Origin of the sequence: Candidatus Amarolinea dominans, assembly GCA_016719785.1 — a bacterium.
Taxonomy (GTDB): Bacteria; Chloroflexota; Anaerolineae; order SSC4; family Amarolineaceae; genus Amarolinea; species Amarolinea dominans.
This window is the reverse complement of the sequence record JADJYJ010000025.1, coordinates 15,416-34,503: the sequence shown is the minus strand read 5'-3', so window position 1 is coordinate 34,503 and position 19,088 is coordinate 15,416. Positions and strand designations below refer to the sequence as shown.

The 19,088-nt window shown below is 61.1% G+C and carries 9 protein-coding genes; 4 read left to right on the top strand and 5 right to left on the bottom strand.

From position 1 onward, the window contains the following. Window positions 1-16 precede the first annotated feature (16 nt). From IPM84_20845 to IPM84_20830, 4 genes are all read left to right on the top strand, one after another. Window positions 17-163, top strand: coding sequence for a hypothetical protein (locus IPM84_20845; GenBank protein MBK9095158.1), 147 nt, complete (start codon window positions 17-19; stop codon window positions 161-163). Window positions 164-426: 263 nt separating this feature from the next. Next, on the top strand, window positions 427-717 hold the full coding sequence (locus IPM84_20840; protein ID MBK9095157.1) for a hypothetical protein: 291 nt from the start codon (window positions 427-429) through the stop codon (window positions 715-717). 389 nt (window positions 718-1,106) lie between these two features. Further along, entirely contained in the window at window positions 1,107-2,474 is a 1,368-nt protein-coding gene (hydA, locus tag IPM84_20835; GenBank protein MBK9095156.1) for a dihydropyrimidinase, read from the top strand. 9 nt (window positions 2,475-2,483) lie between these two features. Further along, complete coding sequence (locus IPM84_20830; GenBank protein MBK9095155.1) at window positions 2,484-3,662, top strand: hypothetical protein; 1,179 nt, start codon at window positions 2,484-2,486, stop codon at window positions 3,660-3,662. A 143-nt stretch (window positions 3,663-3,805) separates the two neighbouring features. Here the strand turns inward: IPM84_20830 and IPM84_20825 are convergent, their stop codons facing one another. From IPM84_20825 to IPM84_20805, 5 genes are all read right to left on the bottom strand, one after another. Then, window positions 3,806-6,160, bottom strand: a complete 2,355-nt coding sequence (locus tag IPM84_20825) for a hypothetical protein (protein MBK9095154.1) — start codon at window positions 6,158-6,160, stop codon at window positions 3,806-3,808. Window positions 6,161-6,267: 107 nt separating this feature from the next. Next, on the bottom strand, window positions 6,268-9,735 hold the full coding sequence (locus IPM84_20820; GenBank protein ID MBK9095153.1) for a M4 family metallopeptidase: 3,468 nt from the start codon (window positions 9,733-9,735) through the stop codon (window positions 6,268-6,270). A 242-nt stretch (window positions 9,736-9,977) separates the two neighbouring features. Next, a complete protein-coding gene (locus IPM84_20815; GenBank protein ID MBK9095152.1) occupies window positions 9,978-14,360 on the bottom strand; it encodes a M4 family metallopeptidase in 4,383 nt (1,460 codons plus the stop codon). A 335-nt stretch (window positions 14,361-14,695) separates the two neighbouring features. Next, complete coding sequence (locus IPM84_20810) at window positions 14,696-16,390, bottom strand: hypothetical protein (GenBank protein MBK9095151.1); 1,695 nt, start codon at window positions 16,388-16,390, stop codon at window positions 14,696-14,698. 302 nt (window positions 16,391-16,692) lie between these two features. Next, the gene (locus tag IPM84_20805) at window positions 16,693-18,939 is read right to left on the bottom strand and encodes a family 16 glycosylhydrolase (GenBank protein ID MBK9095150.1); all 2,247 of its coding nucleotides are present in this window, start codon (window positions 18,937-18,939) and stop codon (window positions 16,693-16,695) included. Window positions 18,940-19,088: the final 149 nt, after the last annotated feature.

Here is a 19,088-nt window from a genome sequence, read left to right as displayed (position 1 = left end):
GAGCCGCGACCGCTTCGTGGTCTACCTGACCCAGAGCGCGCGGCGGTTGATGCTCGATTTTCCCAATGATCCCGTCACCTGCAACCACGCGCTGCAGGCCACGCTGGCGGGGCTTGTGGGGTGGGAGAGCGTGCGGGTGGAGGCGACGGCGGCCGCCGAATGAATTCGGGGCGAAAGCGCGTGCCGCCGCCATGTCACCAACATCGCGCCCACGCAGGTGGGCGCCCGGCGGTACGCCCATCAGGCGCGATTTCAATCGTCTTGCTTGCCATGCGTTGCGCGCAATGCTATACTGCAAGCGGGCACGAATTGCGCCTGTTTCCGTAGGCGGAAAAGCGAAGTCTATCCTCGCTTGCAGTATAGAATACCGCTGGAAATCGTTTCCCCACCCGTTGCTACCCCCATACTGATATGCGAGGCGAAACCATGGCAGGCATAAACTATGCAAGCACGAACACCGCAGCGATCACCACCCCCGCCGAGCAGGCTATCGTCGCCGCTCTGCGTAAGCTTCCGCCGCTCTATGTGGCCGATGTGCTGCGATACATCGAGTTTCTCGACTACAAGATCAACGTGACCAGCCATGATCTGGCGGAAGAACCCGCGCTATGGGCCGCTGTCGAAGCGAATCAGGAATACAAACGACTTCATCCAGACGAAGCCCTGGAAGTCTACGAAACAGGCGCCGATTTTCTTGAAGCAATCAAGGATCTGTAATGGCCTACCGGATTGCGTTTTCCAGGGAGGTTCGACGCCAACTCATCGAGCTTCCAGGTCACGTCAAGGCCCTGGCGAAGCAGAGGATTGCCGGCCTCAGCGATAATCCGAGGCCGCTCCGAAGCAAGGAACTAACCGGGCATACCGATTACCTTCGAATGTGGCTTGGATCGGATTTTCGTCTGGTGTGGCGCGTGTTTGATGAGGAACACATAGTAGAAATCGAATATGTCGGCCCCAAATCACCAGATCTGTACGAACGCTTGAAACTAGCCCGACCATTGCGTCAATAGAAAACAGCACGCAGGCGGGCGCCCGGCGGCGCGCCCATCAGGCGCGATTTCAATCGCTCTTGCGCCGGCTGTAATCCGAACGACGAGGTGAGCACAATGACCTACGACCTGGTGATTCGCGGCGGCCGCGTCATCACGGCCACGCACGAGCTGACCGCCGATGTGGCGATTGACGGCGAGAAAATTGCAGCGATCGGGCGCGGGCTGCATGGCCGGCGCACCCTCGACGCAGACGGGCTGCTCGTCTTACCCGGCGCGGTGGATGGACACGTGCATTTGAACCTGCGCACCGCCTATGGCCGCACCGCCGACGATTTCTACCAGGGCACGGTGGCGGCCGCGTTTGGCGGCGTCACCAGCATCGTAGATTTCGTTGATCCCCGGCCCGATCAACCGCTGCCGGAGGCGCTGGCCGAGCGCCGCGGCGAGGCCGACGGCCGCGCGGTGATTGACTACGGCCTGCACATGACCCTGACCGGCCCCATGATTGCCACGCGTCCGGCGTGGCGCGACGAGGCGCCGCTGGTGCGCCGGGCTGGCTGCTACTCCTTCAAGCTCTACACCGCCTATCCCGGCTACTACCTGCCCGACGATGCGCTGCTGCAGGCGCTGGAAGCCGTGGCCGCGGTGGATGGGCTGGCGGTGGTTCATGCCGAAAACTGGCCGGTGATCCAAACCCTGACGCGGCGCTTCGTGGCGGCGGGGCAGGTGGAGCCCCGCTGGCATCCCCACAGCCGGCCCGCCATCACCGAAGGCGAAGCGGTGCAGCGTGTGCTGGCCCTGGCGCGGCTGACCGGCGCGCGCGTCCTCATCTTTCACATCTCCTGCGCGGAGGCCAGTCACGCCCTGGCCCTGGCGCGGGCGCAGGGGCAGGTGGCCTACGGTGAAACCTGCCCCCACTACCTGGTCCTGGACGATTCCGCCTATCTGCGCCCCCTGCCGGAGGCGCTGCGCTTCTTGTGCCAGCCGCCCATTCGCGGGCTGGATGAACAGCAGGCGCTGTGGCGGGCCGTGGCCGGCGGCGACCTGGACGTCATCTCCACCGATCACTGCCCGCACCCGGACGAGCAGAAACAGGCCGGCGCGACCGATTTCACCCGCACGGCCGGCGGCATCTCCGGCATCGAAACGCGGCTGGCGCTGCTGCACACCTTTGGCGTGCGCCGCGGCCTGCTCAGCCGTTCGCGCTGGGTCGAACTGTGCTGCACCGCGCCCGCGCGCATCTTCGGCCTGCCCGGCAAAGGCGAGATCCTTCCCGGCGCGGACGCCGACATCGTCCTCTTTGACCCCACGCGGCCGGTGACGCTCAGCGCGGCCGGTCTGCACTCGGCCATTCCCTACAGCCAGTACGAGGGCGTGCAAGTTACCGGCTACCCCGTGACCACCCTCAGCCGCGGCGAAGTCATCATCGCCGACGGCCAGTTCAGCGGCCGCCCCGGCCGCGGCCGCTTCTGCGTGAGATGAGGGGTTACCATGAACACCACCCTGCTGGATCAGATCATCGCCATCACCGAGGTCAGCGCCAAACACTGGCAGCCCTTCGACGCGACCTCGCCTGGCGGCATTCCGTTCGCCGGCTACCTCTGTCGCCAGGAGAGCGACAAACTGGGCATGCTGGCCGTCACCCGGTTGGGCGGTCAGGAGCGCCTGGAGTTCATCCCGGCCATGCCCAAAATCCACTATCCGTACATTCAAGATCGTGAGGGGCGCCTGCAGGTCAGCATCCCCGTACCGATCAACATCGTGGATGCGCGCTTCACGGTCAAGCTGGACGGCACCGCCATCATCTTCTACCCGCTGACCGATGCCCAGGGTCAGGTGCTCGAAGTCGTCGCCCGCACGCGCTTGCTGCCGATGTTGATGCCCAGCCGCTGGGGCGATTGGCTTGGGCTGCTCGCCGATGTCCTGCCCAACCGCGGCCCGGTGGAAGCCGCGGTGCGTGAACAGCATGTCGTGCTGGTCTTCGAACTGTGGGGCTATCGCAACCCGCACCTGGTGCGCTACGAGCAGCCGCTGGCGCTAACGCTGCACACCGCCATCCGCCACCGCAAGCCGGTCAGCCATCAGCGCCTGGCCGACATCGCGCAGCGCTACGGGCTGGCCCTGGCGCCCACGCTGGAGGCGGCCGCGCCCGATCCGGCCGGGCTGGCAGTCGCGTACCGCCGCTGGCAGGCGCGGCTGGAGACCGAGAATCAAGCCGCGGGCCAGGATGTGTTCGTGCAGGAGGGCGCGATCCTGGTGCTTTCGACGGTCGAAACGGCCACCTACTGGAAATGCAAACCGCCCTCGATCGAAGAGATTCACTGGCAGGCCGGTCAGCGCATCAGCAAAGAGATCGTGCGCCAGGCGCTGCTCAAGCTGCTGGAAAATGGCTACGACTTCGCCGCCGGCGGCGTGGAAGATCTGCAGGCAGCCCTGGAGGGCGATTACGATCCTCAGCAGGTGGCCGCCGAGATCGAAATGATCAACCGCACCTACCTGGACTTCGTGATCGAGATCCAGCGTCAGGCCTGGCTGCGCAGCCTGGTGGACAGCTCCGGCCTGAACCCGCATGACTTGCCGGCCCTCATGCGCCACCTCGCGCCGCACTACCCGCGCAAGGAGATGGGCTGGGTCTACGCCACGGTCAAGACGTTGTATGGCGCAGGCTGAAGGTTGTTTTGCCTGGTGGGATCATCATTGCGCCACGGGGCGTCTGATGACTGCGTTGACACCTCTCCCCGTTCTATCCGCGGCAAGCGATGGACGTCACAAGTCTTGAAGACTCGTGACGTCCGTGTTTGTGTGATGCGATCTCAGTTGTTCGCGGCCTTGGGCGGTCGTCCTTCGTAGGTTGGCGCCCGGTCCGGATCGTCCGCGGTCAGCGCGAACGGTATGTCAATCAGCCGCGCGTCGGGGCCGATCTCCTCCATCGTCTGGGCGGGGCAGGAGCCTGAGGTGCATTTGCGCACCAGCAGATTGTCCAGGTACGCGCCTTCAGAATAGGTGATCGAGTAATCGGTGTAGAACTGCACAGCAACCCACACTTGCGGCCGGCCACGCAGGTCGCCGATGGTGTAGACGTTGGTAAGATCCAACACGCGGTCAATCCAGCCGTTGGAGTATCCACTGGTGCAGTTGCCGTACCAGTTGCTGCCATCTACCGAAGCGTAACGGCACACGTAATCGCAGCAGCTCTCGGAGTTCAGCCACAGTTTGAAACTCATGTCGGCCGCCGTGGCGCCAACCAGGCTGAACGGGCCATACGTCATCCATGAACGAGTGTAGTTGGCGTAGTAGCTGCCACAACTCAAGGCCGCGCCATTGGCGCCGCCGCCAATGGCCCATCCGCTGTAACTTCCAGCATAGGCCCGGCAGCCGCGCTTGGCCCAGTAGTACTCGCCATATCCGCTCAATCCGTCGAACACGCTCCAGGAGCCGGGGAAGCCGCCTTCGAAACTGGTATCCACAATGGTCGTCCACCCCGGCGGCGCGGCATCTTGCCAGCCGTTCCAGCTCTGAAAATCACGCGCACGGCCGAAGTTGAACAGGACCGGCAGTGCGCAGTAGGAGCAGTTGCTGCCGCTCTGAATCGTGTGCCCTGCGCCTACCCAGGTGTCTTGTGTGGGCAAGAAGGCGCGCACGGTGTTGTAATCGCCCCACACGTTGTCAGAAGGTCGGGCGTTGCTGGTTTGAGCGATGTAGTAGGTGAATCCCGGCGGCACAGCCGTGAAATCGTCGGCAATGGCGTAAGCCACACTGGGGTTCATGTTGGAACCGGTGCTGGCATCGAAGACCAGGGCCAGGTCGCCGCGTTTGTTGGCGGCCGCGCTGGGATACAGAAAACAGATGTCGGGATTCCACAGATAGGGTCGGCCCTGGGCGCCGCTCAGCGGCGTCAGGTTGTTCTCGTAGATGGTGAATCCGTTGATGTAGGGCTGACCAAAGCCGCTGCCCTGTTTGACGTTCCACCACCAACCCAACACCATGCGGCCCGGCTCCTTGTAATTGGAGTTGTGAAGCATGTAGCGGGCGCCGGTCAACAAACGATCGTCTGTGCGCGCCGCCCAATTGGCGTTGGTGCTGCCGCAGACGGCCTGGTTGCGTCCAGTGCGGCTCCAACTCGGCGCCGTGTACACAGTGCTGGTGGTGGATATCTGATCTTCGTACCATCGCCACACGCTGATGCGGTTGTAAGGTGCGGAAGTCGGCCAATTCGAGGCGAAGTACATGACATGATCCGCGCCCTGCACAGGCACCCAGGTGAACCAACTGGTGGTGGCAAGATAGTTGAAGCTAAAACCACTGCAGGCGCGCAGATTGTCGAGCGGAAAACGCAACATCACGGTACGCGTCCATTGGGGAGAGGAAGCATTATCGAACATATTGGTGGCAATGTACAGATAGTCGGCGCCCAATTGCAGGTGCGGATAATCCCACCACTGATTCGTCCACCCACTATTGACGCCGGTCGGGTAGACATCATAGGCGCAGAAACTCCCGCCCCCATCCGTGGAGACACTCAAACGAAGGCGATTGACTCCGCTGCTGTTCCGGCTACCTTGCCGATACCAAAGCAGCATGTTGCGGCTTTCATCGTGCAGCGTGACCTGATCGCAGCAGAACTCGCTCATGGTGGCCGCGGGGTTGATATAGGTCCAGCCCTGCCCGCCATTGATGGAGCGCGCAGCAAACCAGTTGCCGGTGTAGAAGACGTTCTTGCCATTTTCGGCCACGCTGCTCTCCATGATATTCGAGCGCGTGCCGCTGGGAAAGCCGCTGCCGAAGGTCACATTGCGGTAGATTTGCGCATCACCGGGCGCCAATGGCCCAGGCACATCCATCTTGTCTGCCGACGCCGGGTTCGATTCGCTGCCCGCGACTGGCGCAGCAATCTCAAGACCTTCATCCTTTGACTCAATCGCCGGGCCGGGCAGATGGGAATTCCCGGCCCAGGCGACCAAGGCCTCTTCCTGCTCTTTGGTCAACACCGGCATCTCAGCCTGCCAGTCCGGCGACTCACTGACAGGCGCGGCCATGGCGGCCGCTTCGGTTTCTTGAACATCTTTGGTAAGACTGCGGTCGGCGGCATTGACCGAGAACCCCACGCTCGACAGGAGCACCACGATCAACGCCAGGCGACCCAACGACCAACGTCTTGTGCGTGACATAAGACACCTCCTTGAGTGTCAATCTACAAGCATCACAGGCGCCGGGGCACGCGGCGCCTGATCGAATGCACAGGCTCGCACAAAGGTTGTGCTGAGCGAGAAAAACTCTACTGAGGCGGTCTTTCGATGACCCAGGCTTCACCGGGCGGCGGGCCAGCCACGACGGTGTCCAGATTCCGATTGTCCAGCACTGCCGGCTGCGCCGCGTGCTGCCAGGCTGCCTGATACGACCACGGTCCACCATTGATATAACCACAGCCGGGGATGTAGAAGTTCGTCAGGCCGGTCGTGCCACTGCATGTGGTCGAGTTGCTGAAGGTGCCGTTAGCGTAAAAGGTGCCGGTGAAGGAAAACGCGTTGCCGGTAATCGGCTCCAGGGGCAAGTGCTTGATCTGATAATTGCCACAGCCTGGTACGCTGATATACACGGCAAAATCATCCACATAGGCCCGATCGCTGGTGACATAGAATTCGGTGGTCCACGCGCTATTGCGCCAGAAACCCGGATTCGGACCGGCAAGCGGCGTGGGCGTCGGCGTCGCCGTCGGAGGCGCGGTTGGCGTGCGCGTTGGGGTACGCGTGGGCGTGCGCGTAGCGGTGGGCGGCGTTGTGGGAGTGCGCGTTGGCGTCGCCGTCGGAGGCGCGGTTGGCGTGCGCGTTGGGGTACGCGTGGGCGTGCGCGTAGCAGTGGGCGGCGTTGTGGGAGTGCGCGTTGGCGTTTTGGTTGGTGTGCGTGTGGCAGAAGGCCCTGGTGTTCGTGTTGGCGTCGAACTCACAACATGCGTAACCGTCGGGGTGGGGGTCTTGGTGGGCCTGGGTGTGCGTGTCGGCGGTACACCGGCCGTCGGGGTGCGGGTGGGGGTGCGGGTGGGGGTGACGCTGGATACTCGCGTGGCTGTCGGCGTGGGGGTTTTGGTGGGCTTGGGTGTGCGTGTAGGCGGCACACCGGCCGTCGCGGTACGGGTGGGGGTGCGCGTGGGGGTGACGCTGGATACCCGCGTGGCTGTCGGCGTGGGGGTCTTGGTGGGCCTCGGTGTGCGTGTAGGCGGCACACCGGCTGTCGCGGTGCGGGTGGGCGTCGGTAAAATCGTCGGGGTGCGGGTTGGTGTGCGCGTAGCGGTGAGCGTGATGCCTGCTGTGGGGGTGCGCGTAGGAGTTCGGGTTGGCGTCGGCGAGATCGTGGGGGTGCGCGTAGGAGTTCGGGTTGGCGTCGGCGAGATCGTGGGGGTACGCGTGGAAGTGGGAGTGGGTGTGGCGGATGGAGTGGCATTGACGCAGGTGTAGATGCGGACATCGTCAATGAACCATCCCCAATCGTCGTAGGCATTATCGCTGCCGATACGCCAACGAAAACGGATGCTTTGCCCGGCCAGCGAGGCCAACGTCAACCGGCTGGAGATGTAGCCATGGCTGTCGGCAAGGAATGCCTGCCGCCCGCCCAGGGGATTGCCGTAACCCGTGCCGATCGCTCCATCATAGCCGTTTACCTGAATGAAACTACCGGCATCGGTCCAAGTGGAACCACCGTTAATGCTGTATTCCAGGACGCCGCCATCATAATTGGCTCCTTCGAAGAAGTAGGCGTGGGCAAAGTGCAGATACGCATTGGGAGGCAACGAGACGCCCGATGCCATCGCCAGGTACGTATCCAGGATCACATTCGGATCGTATCCCCACGCAGAGTGAATCGGCGAATGAGCATTGCCGACAGGAACCGTCCATATGCTTGCGTTATTGGTTATCCAGTTCGTGAGAGCGCCTTCGAAATCATCGAAGTAAGTGGTATTGGGTACCTGGCCTGCTTGCGGGCAGAGGGCCGCGTCGGTATTGTAGCCGGACACGGGCTCCAGGTTCATTTCTACGGCATCGGTCGCATCACGAACTTCCTGGCAGTCGGCCGGTGTAATGCCGGCTGTCCCGACCAGACTAAGGCAGGCCTGGTACAGCAAGTTGTACAGATCGCCATAGTCACCACCGGAGGCCAAGCGGTTAGTCTGCACATCGTAGTAGATTTTGGCCACCTTGGTGATGCCGAGAGCCGTGACGGTTCGACCATTGAATGAGCCTCCATCGGTCATGAGAAAGACGGCCTTATTGTTGACGCCGCTGTTATAGTGAACGCCCCCGTTATCACCAGTGCCGGTATAGTAATAGACACTGGTCATCTTATCCGGGTCTTGAAAGGCGGGGGGATTTTGCATATTGCGGATGGCGCCACCGCCGCCAATATCTTCACCCAACAGCCAGCGCACCGGCGCTGTGTCGTTACCGGCGCCATTGGTAAGATCAACGAACTCGCCCCACAGATCAGAGAAGGACTCATTGATGGCGCCGGATTGGTAGTAGTAAAAGAGGCCGGATTCATACTGGGTCACACCGTGCGTCAATTCGTGTGCAACCACGTCGTCGGCCAGTGCATAACCGACGGCGTCACCATACACCATCTGGCTTCCATTCCAGAACGCGTTGTTGTATGGGCATGCGCCCTGGCCGGTCGGCGGGCAATAATGGACACTGGAGATCAGCGACATGCCGGCGCCATTGATGCTATCCCGACCGTGGTAGCTTGTATAGAAGTCATACGTGTGCCCGGCATACACATGAGCGCCCACCGCATGCGTATCGCCTCCGCTGCACGTAGGATTGGACTCGTTGCACACCAGGGTTCCTGGTAGCGTCGAGCTGTGATTGGTCGTGTAAGTCAGGCGGTTGCGCGCGGTGTCCACCTGGTTGAAATGGAGCAGCACGATTCCACGCTGGGCATCCACCAACACCAATTCTCGGATCGGCGCCAAGTCGTGAGTTGTCACCTCCAATTGCCAGACCAGAGATGTCATACCATTTCCGGGCGCCATGAGCATCGGATTGTAAATCCACAACGTTGGCGTGATCGTCACGAAGGTGTCCGTGGGCAAGCCATATTCCTTGCCCAGGATGCCGAACGCCTTCGCGCGGGCCGCGTCAGCACTGATCGCAGGTTCTAATGACACCGCCGGTCCCGGCAGGATTTCGCCGCTGACCGAGTAGACATGGCTCTCTGCGTCCAACTCGACGATGATCTCTCCGGCCAGGATCGGAATGCCGGCATGAACTTGCTGAAAGCGTACAAAGGAACGGCCCGTCTCGCTTGTACGCACGTGCCTGACATGCAGTTCTTGAGCCGGATCACTCAGGCCAAACAACGTGCCGTACTGTTGCAGGAAGGTGAGCGCGGCAGCCACAGGCTCCACGATGACCTGGCCGTCAGGTGCGGCAGTCAGAAAATGAGCGGGATCGGTCCCGATAAACCGCAAGTAGCCGGTTTGCGGGTGTATGTCCAGCCGGATGGTACCGTCGGTTTGACGTTGCAGTTGCTCGACCAGCAGCGGATCGAGGGATGCAGGCGCCTGGACATACCCAGGCCACTGCGGACGATCGGGCGGTGGAGCCTCCGGAACAGGCAGGCCCGGTTCGACAGTGCCATCGTCAGCCCAGGCAACCGGCGGGGCGCCTGGGGCGACAAAATTCCGCGGATAGGGGGAGAGTACAAACACCAGCGTAAGGACAACAGTCAGAATCACAGAATGGGTTTTCATCGCAATCTCCTTTTGATAGAACAAATCACGAAGGGTTCGTAAGAGAATGAGTTCCCGCATTTTGCCGAGAAAACGCTGAGACACGAGAAGTCATATTTTCACGAACCCTAAACACACACGGTGACCACCTCACGGATCAGTTCTTGGGTGGCAATTCTCTCGGCGTGATGAGGCGGATGCCCTCGCCGATTGTGGCCTCAGCCGAAATTTCGATCAGCTCCGGCACGTTGCCTGCGCCGGGGTCAGGGTTGACGCCGGCGCAGGTGGCGGCGGTGCATTTGCGCACCAGTACATTGTCCACGTACGCCCTCAGCGTAGTTGATCGAGGAGTCCGTATCAAAGAGTAAGGCGATCCAAACCTGGGGTCGTCCACGCAAGTCGCCCAAGGTATAGACATTCGACAGATCCAACACACGATCAACCCAGCCTCCCGAATTACCACTCGTGCAGGAGCCGTAGAACTGCGAACCATTGATGGATGCCAGGCGGCACAACGCATCATAGTTGTTCTCAACATACAACCAGAGTTTGAATGTCAGCTCGGCGGCTGTGGCGTCCGTCAGACTGAAGGGGCCAAAGATCATCCAGGCTTCGGCATTGTTCGGATAGTTGCTGCCACAGGCTAAGGCAGAGCTGCCGATGGCCCAGCCGCTGTTGGCGCCTTGATAGGGACGACAGTTGCGTGCGCCCCAGGTGGGGTTACCGCTCAGTTGCCAGGCGCCGGGGAAACCGCTCTCGAAACTGGTGTAGTTCAGGTTGGTCCAACTGCCGGATGACGATGTTGGGGTTGGGGTAGGCGTGCGGGTTGGCGTCGGTCCGACCGGGGTAGGCGTGCGGGTCGGCGTCGGTCCCGTAGGTGTTGATGTGGGGGTGTTGGTTGGCGTGACCGATCCATCCACCTGGAAACTGACATCGTCAATGAAGAAACTGGTCAAGATCGTCGCGTTGGTGACCACGCGGAAGCGCACGCGCACGGTGCGTCCGCGGATGGCGCTGATCTGTTCGCCGGTCAGGGCGTAGCTGGCAAATCGCCACCCATTGGTGGGCGGCGCCGCTTCGATGAGGAACGCCTCGACGTAGTGATGCCCGGTGTTGGGATCGAGCAGTTGCAGGGTGAAGTAGTCGCGACCGGTTGCGGTTTCGCTGCTCTGCGACCAGTACCAGAAACTCAAGACGCCGCTGGACAGGTTCGTTGGAATCGTCACATTCTGGAACAACTGGTCATCGGCGTTGTGGTAACCGCCCAGCCAGGCCAGGTAGCGGCCGCTGTGCGTGGTGATGCCGGAGGGCGGCGGCTGAATCACCGGCACACCCGCTTGCGTGGTCTCCGTCCAGTCGGTGTGGTACTGCTCGAAGTCGCCGTTGACCAGCAGTTCCGTGACGGGTGGCGATGTGGGCGTCCGGGTTGGCGTCCGGGTCGGGGTTTGCGTGATCGTCGGCGTGATCGTCGGCGTCGGTGTTTTGGTCGGCGTCGGTGTTTTGGTCGGTGTCGGGGTTGGGGTTGATGTCGGCGTCCAGGTTGGTGTTGGTGTCGGGGTTGGGGTTGGGGTCAGGAAGATGGGAATGGGGACGTTGAGACCCCAGGCGATCGTGCCGGATTTCTGCAATTGCCGGCTGCCAACGGTCAACTGGAGAGTGAAGGGCGTGCCGCGCGTCGCGCCGGCCGCCTGTTTGAGGCGGATGTCCACGCGGCCGCTAGGATCGCCCAGGTTCACGGTCAGATTCGTGCTGCCATTGGCAAAGCGCGCCGGCCCGTTCAGTTGGGCAGTCAGCGCGGCGGGTAAGGTCACATTACCGTACGCCACGCCAATCGTTGTACCGCCAGGTGGCAGCAGGAGCACCTGCGCCGGCCACTCCCAGCTCAGCCAAGCGCCGGTCGGGGTGCGGGTGGGCGTGACGGTCGGGGTGGGCGTGTACGTCGAAGTCGGCGTGCGCGTGGGGGTAGGGGTGCGGGTGGGTGTGACGGTAGGCGTTGGTGTGCGGGGGGGGGTAGGGGTAATCGTCGGTGTATCTGTGGGGGTGGGGGTATTCTCAGGAGTTGGCGTATTGGTTGGCCGAATGCCGGTCGGAATCTCGATGTGCGCGTTTATATCTCCACCAATGTAGGCGCCACCGTAAGCGCCGCCGGTATAGCTTAGACGGAAAGTCAGCCTGTCTCCGGCCTGGGCATTAGGATCAATACTGCTGACTTCACCCACGTAGCGCCCCGAGCTCCACGTGCATCCCAGGTCGACGTGCGCCAGGGTGGTGACGCTGCCCGAGTGGTTCAGAACCAAATCGGCATCGTAACAACTCGGAAGCTGGTTGGGAAACAAGGTATAGACGGTTACATCCATCCAGAAGTTTGGCTCCGTGATATCTCCGATAAGCGTGTATGTCCACTCACGTGTTGGCCAGGCCGGACGAATTGGAATGTCGCTGGTGTTTGCCTGCGGCGATGTTTGCAGCGTGTAATTCTCATGCAAGTACAGTCTAGTAATATATTCTGGCGGGTAGGTTGGCGTGTGCGAGGGTGTGATCGTTGTCGGCTGGCACTGATAGATATTGACGTCATCGAGCCACCAGCCCCAATGATAATCATAGCGGTCCGTTCCCATGCGCCAGCGGAAACGCACATTGCGCCCGGCCAATGAGGCAAGATTCAGGCGACTCGTAATATATCCATGACTGTCCGCGGTAAACGCAGACCGTCCTCCGATCGGATTTCCAAAATATGACGACAGCGTACCTTTATAGCCGTTGTAGTCTATCAACCCGCCCGCATCCAACCAGGATGATCCATTGTCGGTGCTGTACTCAATAACACCACCGTCGTAGTAGTGATCCAATCCATAGGCGTGGGCAAAGCGCAGGTAAGCGCCAGTCGGAAGCGTCACACTGTTAATCATCGTTGCGTAGGAGTCAGACACAGCCGCTGGGTAGTCGTCAGCATAGAGGAAATGACCGCCAGAATGAGCATAGGCGCCGTAGGATGAGTCGTAGCGCCAACGTCCCGTGCCACTGAGCGCGCCGAACTGCCAGTTGCTCGGTCCGTTTTCCAGGTCGTCTGCGAAGAGCACCGTGTGCGGTTGGCTTCCGTCACACCACGGCGCATCAGAATTGAAGTTGGGCAGCGGCTGCAGGTTCATCTCGACGGCGTTCGCTGCCAGGCGAACCTGCTGGCAGTCGCCGGCTGTTATCCCAGCCGTTCCTATCAGGTTGTTGCACGCCTGGTAAAGCGCATCGTACAAATCGGCATAGTCAGCGCCGGACACCAGGAGGTGGGTTTGAACTTCATAGTAGATTTTAGCCACCTTGACAATGCCCAGCCCACGCACACTGAAACTATTGAAGCCTCCCCCGTCCGTCATCAGGTAGGCCGCCTTGTTATTGATGCCGCTGTTGGTATGGACACCGCCGTTGTCGGAATCGCTCAAAACATAGTAGTGACTGCGCATGCGATCGGGATCCCCATAAGCAGGTGGGTTCTGCATGTTGCGGATCGCGCCCAACCCTGTAATGTCCTCCCCCAAGAGCCAACGCACAGCGGGTGTATCATTGCCAGCGTTGTTGGTCAGGTCCACGAACTCACCCCAGAGGTCGGAGAACGATTCATTGATCGCGCCAGATTGGTAGTAGTAGAAAAGGTCGGATTCATGTTCGGTGACGCCATGCGTTAGTTCATGGGCCACTACGTCATCGGCCAGCGGGAAGCCGTAGCCATCGCCATACACCATTTGGCTGCCATTCCAGAAGGCGTTTTGGTAACCAGATCTATAGTGTACAGTTGATTTGAGCGTCATCCCGGCGCCATCCATGCTGTCACGGTTGTGGTTGTTGAAGTAGAAATTGTAGGTATCGCCGGCATAGCGATGTGCAGCAACCGCATGGGCATCTCCACCGCTGCAGGTGGGGTTCGACTCATTGCACACCAGGGTTCCGGGCAGGGTCGTACCGTTGTTGGCCGTGTAGGTCTGACGATTGAGAGCGGCGTCAACCTGATTGAAATGCAGCACGACGCCGCCGCGGCGTGCGTCAACCAACACCAGCTCTCGAATCGGCGCCAATTCCTGCGCTGTAATCTCCAGGCGCCAGACCAGGGATGTGAAGCCGCTGCCTGGACCAAGCAAGGTGGGGTTGTAGACCCATAGAGCCGGAGTGGTGCTGGTCAATGTTGTTGTTGGAACAACATAGGCTCTTGCAATCACTTCCAGGGCTTGCTGTTGCGCAAGATCGAGTTCGAAGGTCGGGGTGATCGCCAGGGCAGGCACAGGCAGGATCTCACCGGTCACGGCTGCGGTGTGCAGATCGGCGGTGAGTTGGACGATCAACTCACCGCCCAAAACCGGCACTCCTTGATATACCTGCTGAAAATGCACGAATTGAAAGCCAGCCTCATCTGGGGTCAGGCGTAACAGGCTCAAGTCTTGTGATTGATCAGTCAGGCCAAACAGGTCGCCAAAAACGGTCAAGAACGAGCGCGCCGCTTGTTCAGGCGTGGTGGGGGCTGCTCCCAGATCGAGTGGGGGAATGGCGTGCCCTGGGGTCACGCTCATGAAGCGAACCCGGCCGGTCTGGGCATGATAGGAAATCGTCGGATCGTCTCCGGCCAGGTCATGCAGCTGCTGCAGCAACTCCTGGTTCACCCAAATGGGTAAAACCTCCTCGACGACCAGGTTTCCGTCAGTCTGTCCAGGGGGAGTTCCATTCTGTGCATGAACACCCCATCCTACCCCCAGACTGACGATCAGGATCAGTAAGATTGACGCGAACCATCGCTGCTGCATAGTTGCTCCTTTCATATCGTTCCTGCTATGTCTGATTTGCCCCTCGGCATGAACCCGGCTCATTCCCGCAACCCAACCGTAAACAGGTTGGCGTGCAATTGACAGGCAGCCGTAGCGGGTGCTGAATATTTCTCGCTTCCCCACCGTTCATGACCCGAACGGCTGCCTGTGGGCTGGCTGATTGCTGGCGCCGGTTATGGGTTGCCAGTCTGCGCGCCGTTCATGCCGGTCAAGGTATTGGTATAGCCTGACCAGTCATTGAAAACCATCGTGCCGGCCGCCTCGTCGAAATGCCACAGAGCCCGGGTAGACGCATCACTGGCAAATCGTGCGCCAGGCACCGTGTACGTGGCGTTGCTGTAGCGCACTACACTTGAAAGACGCATCTCTTCCAACCAACGTGTGAAGTAGCCACCGGCGACACCCCCGCCCACCAATACCGGACTGGTTGAATTGTATGCGCCCGAAACAAGGTCGTAACCTGTCTGGTCGGCGATGCGAGTGCCATCCAGGAATATCATGAAGCGATCGCTTGCCGCGGTGTATTCGTTGTCAAACACGCCGGCAATGTGATGCCAACCGGCGCCGATGTTCAACAAGGCGAGCACCTGGACATAGTTGACGGGATCGGCGTCGACCTGGAATGCAACCACATCTAGCTCTGTCGAGCGCAGGCTGAGATAGAGACCGTAGTTGTCGTTCTTGATCACGAGTACTCTCGCGCCCGTGAGCGACGTATCAGGCAAATAGAAGAACCCCTCCAATGTAAAATCAGCCACGCTACCGCCCAAATCGAGTGAGGCGCTGTCTGGCGCGGTGGCGTAATCGTTCACACCATCCAGGTAGAGTGCCGAGGCGAAAAGTGGCTTGGGCGTGGGAGTCGGCGTCGCTGTCGGGGTGCGTGTAGGCGTAGGTGTACGCGTTGGCGTGTTTGTTGGGGTCGGGGTAGCGCCGCCACCGCACGTGTGCCCAAACTGAGCATTGGCTGACATCACATCAACCATGTCTACCCTTCCATCCTGGTTCATGTCAAATCGATAGTCCCAATTGGCGCCGCCGCTGACCGTTCGCCAATGGTTGGCGAATGCCTGAATATCCTCCACACCGACGCCGGCTGGCGCCACGACGTCAGGGCACAGACCGGTGAGATTGAGAGAGACATCGTCAATCGTGAACCCGTTGTAGGTGTTACTGCTGTCGCTCGCCATCAGAAACGCCACCCAAACCTGGCTTTGGCCCAGGCGGCTGGTCAGGTCGAGCGTTTGCTGGTAATAGCTATTGCCCGCCGTGCCGGCGGCCCAGCTACCGCAGTAGGCAGTACCACCGCCAAAATTCGCACCATCAATAGACGACCCCACAAACAGGTAATCATAAGGGCAGTTGGTGCCTCCCTCTGATTGTCCCCACAGATGAAAGGCGAGGTTCGCGCCCGTGGCGTTGCTCAAGGTAAAGGGGCCGTAGAGGGCCCAGGTGTATACGTAGTTCGGATAGTTCGCACTGCAGCCCAGGGCGCTGCCCTGCGCGCCGCCGCCGACCGACCAGCCGGCGTAGGCTCCGGCGCGCGGATGGCAGTTGCGCTTGCCCCAGCGATAATCGCCGCCGTCGTTGCTGCTGGCGTCAATCAGCTGCCAGCCGGTCGCCGGCCATGTCCCCTCGAAGTTCTGGGCCATGATAGCCGCAATTGACGCTGGGGGCAGTTGCAGCCCTCCTGGGGTCACCAGGGCCTGGGTAACGTTCTCGACGATCACGGCCTCGCTGCTGTCAAGCACGGCGGGTTTGGTGGGCTGGGACTCCTGCGCCGGTGGCGTGGCAACCGCCAAATGGGCCGTGAGCGCCAGGATGGCGAGCAAGAGGCATCCAACTATGATGAGTAGTTTGCGGGTTGACATGAGACCCTCCTTTTCCTACTGGCAGGACAGAGAACAAATCTGTCCGCGGGCATAAACGCTTGTATCTCTATTCTACCTGCTTTTGGCCGCCCGAGACTGCACACATACTGCACAAAAACTGCATCGTTGCGCGCTCAAAGCCTTCACGCAGTGACGCCAGCCGCGCGACGACCAGTACACGCTGGCGGAAGCCGGGCCATGGTTCGTAGTGGCCACTTTAGTAGTGGTGCTTTCCGGCGGGAAAGCGACTGAAGTCGCAACTACGAACCATGGGTCTATCTACGCCGAGCTGTACCGGGGGGTCACTGCAGCCGAATCCGGTCAAGGTACTCATCGTCTGGATTCGGATCCCACTGATTGCTCCCGGCATAGGTGCGCCGCAGCTCGATGCGTAGACCGGCGACATGAGTCCAGTCGAAGCCAGCTTCATGCCGCAGCGGAATGAAGTATTCCAACCAGGCGTCGTTTTCGACGATCGTGCGCCAGCCGCCTCCCGGCCAGGGCAACCACTGATCGTTGTCGCGGTGGATGACGAGCGCGTTGCCGTTCGCATCCCGAATGGTCACGGTCAGGGAGGGACGGCCGCCGCGCAAGGTCTCGCCGCGTTTGGCGCAGTAGACCAGGCTGGTCTTGTCCTGCCAGTTACGCGGACGGTCGGCCCAGTCATTGATCACGGCCGCGCCGACCCAGGAGTTACCTTCGTCCGTGCCCCCCATGCGCAGGGCGAGGCTACCCTGGCACGCGCCTGCCGTCACGTCGAAGTGGTCGAGATCGTTGTGATCGCTATACCAGCCCACCAATCCATCCTCGAAGTCCTCGATCAAGCCGGTTGGGGCCGTTGGTGTGGGTGTCGGAGTCCGCGTGAAGGTCGGCGTTGACGTTGGGGTGCGCGTCGGCGTTGGCGTCCAGGTCGGCGTGCGGGTCGGCGTTGGCGTCCAGGTTGGCGTGTGGGTTGGGGTGATCGTTGCGCAGCCGCCAGGCACGGGCACACTGCCGGTTGGACAGGCCGTCGGTGTGGAAGTCGGCGTCCAGGTTGGCGTGTTGGCCGGGGTAATCGTCGCGCAGCCGCCGGGCACAGGAACTGTATCGGTCGGACAGGCCGTCGGCGTGATAGTCGGCGTGGTCGTGGGCGTCATCGTCGGTGTCCGGGTTGGCGTAGGTGTGCGAGTCGCTGTCCAGGTTGGCGTCGGCGTGGGAGTTGGCGTCCAGGTTGGCGTCGGCGTGGGAGTTGGCGTCCAGGTTGGCGTCGGCGTTGCGGTCACGGGCGCCGGGCAGACCCGGAGCTCATCGGCCCAGGCGATGACGTGGCCGGGTTGCCGAGGCCAGTGTCGCAGGCGGATTTGTTTGACGTTGGAAAGATCGAGCACGCCATTCCCCTGGTGATCCCACGGATCGCGCCAGGTCATGGCCGCCAGCGGCACCGAAATCTCCTGCCACCCAGCGCCATCGGCCGTGATGGGGACGCCCCAGATTTCGTCATCGGCGTCTTGCAGGGCCAGGTACAGATCAGCGCTGCCGGCCTGCTTGCGGTAGAAAAACCGCAGCTCCTGGACGGCGCGCCAGTCACGATTGACCGGCTTTGCCACGAACCACCAGTCGTCAGGCTCGAAGGTGGTGCAGTCCAGTTTGATGGCCTGCCCGCGATAACCGGCGTCCTGGGAGTAGCTGCAGATGGCGCCATTGCCAAATTCGCCGTGCCAGTCACGAATATCCTCGAAGCCTTCGAGGGTCTGGCACGGGGGCGGATAAGCTCGCGCGGCCAGCGGCAGGAACTGCGTGGTGAAAGCCGTGTACCGAATCCAGTCGAGCGTCACGAACGTCGCGGCGCCGGGGTAGGTGAAGCGGCCGCACCAGTCATCCACCTCGGTGCATGCCCAATAACTCGTCATGATGCGCATGGGCGTGGTTGGCAGGGGCCCGCGTGCGCCGATTTCCTCGTGCCGCAAGGCGCCATCCACGTACCAGGCCACGCGCCCGGCCTTCCACTCGATGGCGTAGGTATGAAACGCCGCCGAGGCGTCGAAGCCCAGGTCAATCCAGGTTTCGTGACCGCCGGCGCCCTGGGTGAAGTAATTGACCTGCAGGCGAGTCGGATCGCGCCCGAGCAGTTCGACGTCTATCTCATCGTTTGGGTTGTTGTCGCTTGGTCCCGTGTAGGTGAAGAATGCCGTCACCGTGCCGGGGACATTCGAGGCCTTGAGCCGCGCTTCGAAACGCCCGTACCCAACCAACGCATTGCTGCGATATTCTCCCGACGCATACGGTCGGTCTCGACAGCCATCCGGGCAGGGATTGTCATCCAGGCGAATCTGCAGCAGGCTGTCGGCCACGCTGATATGGTCAGGCAGCCAGCAGTTCAAGAAGGGTGGTCGTGGATTGCACCAATCGGCCTTGTGCCAGCGGACTGTGTCGAAGGTGTTGAAATCATCAAAGAATGAGGGGGTAGACGTGTTCAGGCGCATGGCCACCACGGCGGCCGCGCCCACGACCAGAGTCAGGCCAAGAATAGCCAGGCCCAGAAGAAGTGAAAATCGTTGTTTGGATCGCATGATCGTCCCCCTATCGGTCACATTGCTCGCATTGTCACCTTTCAGAAACCGCCGGGCTGACTGAAAGGTTCATAGCGGGCGTGGGGCACAGACAGTGAAATCCGGCTGTTTCTCTGCGATAAGAGATGGCTCACAGTCCGGCTATCACC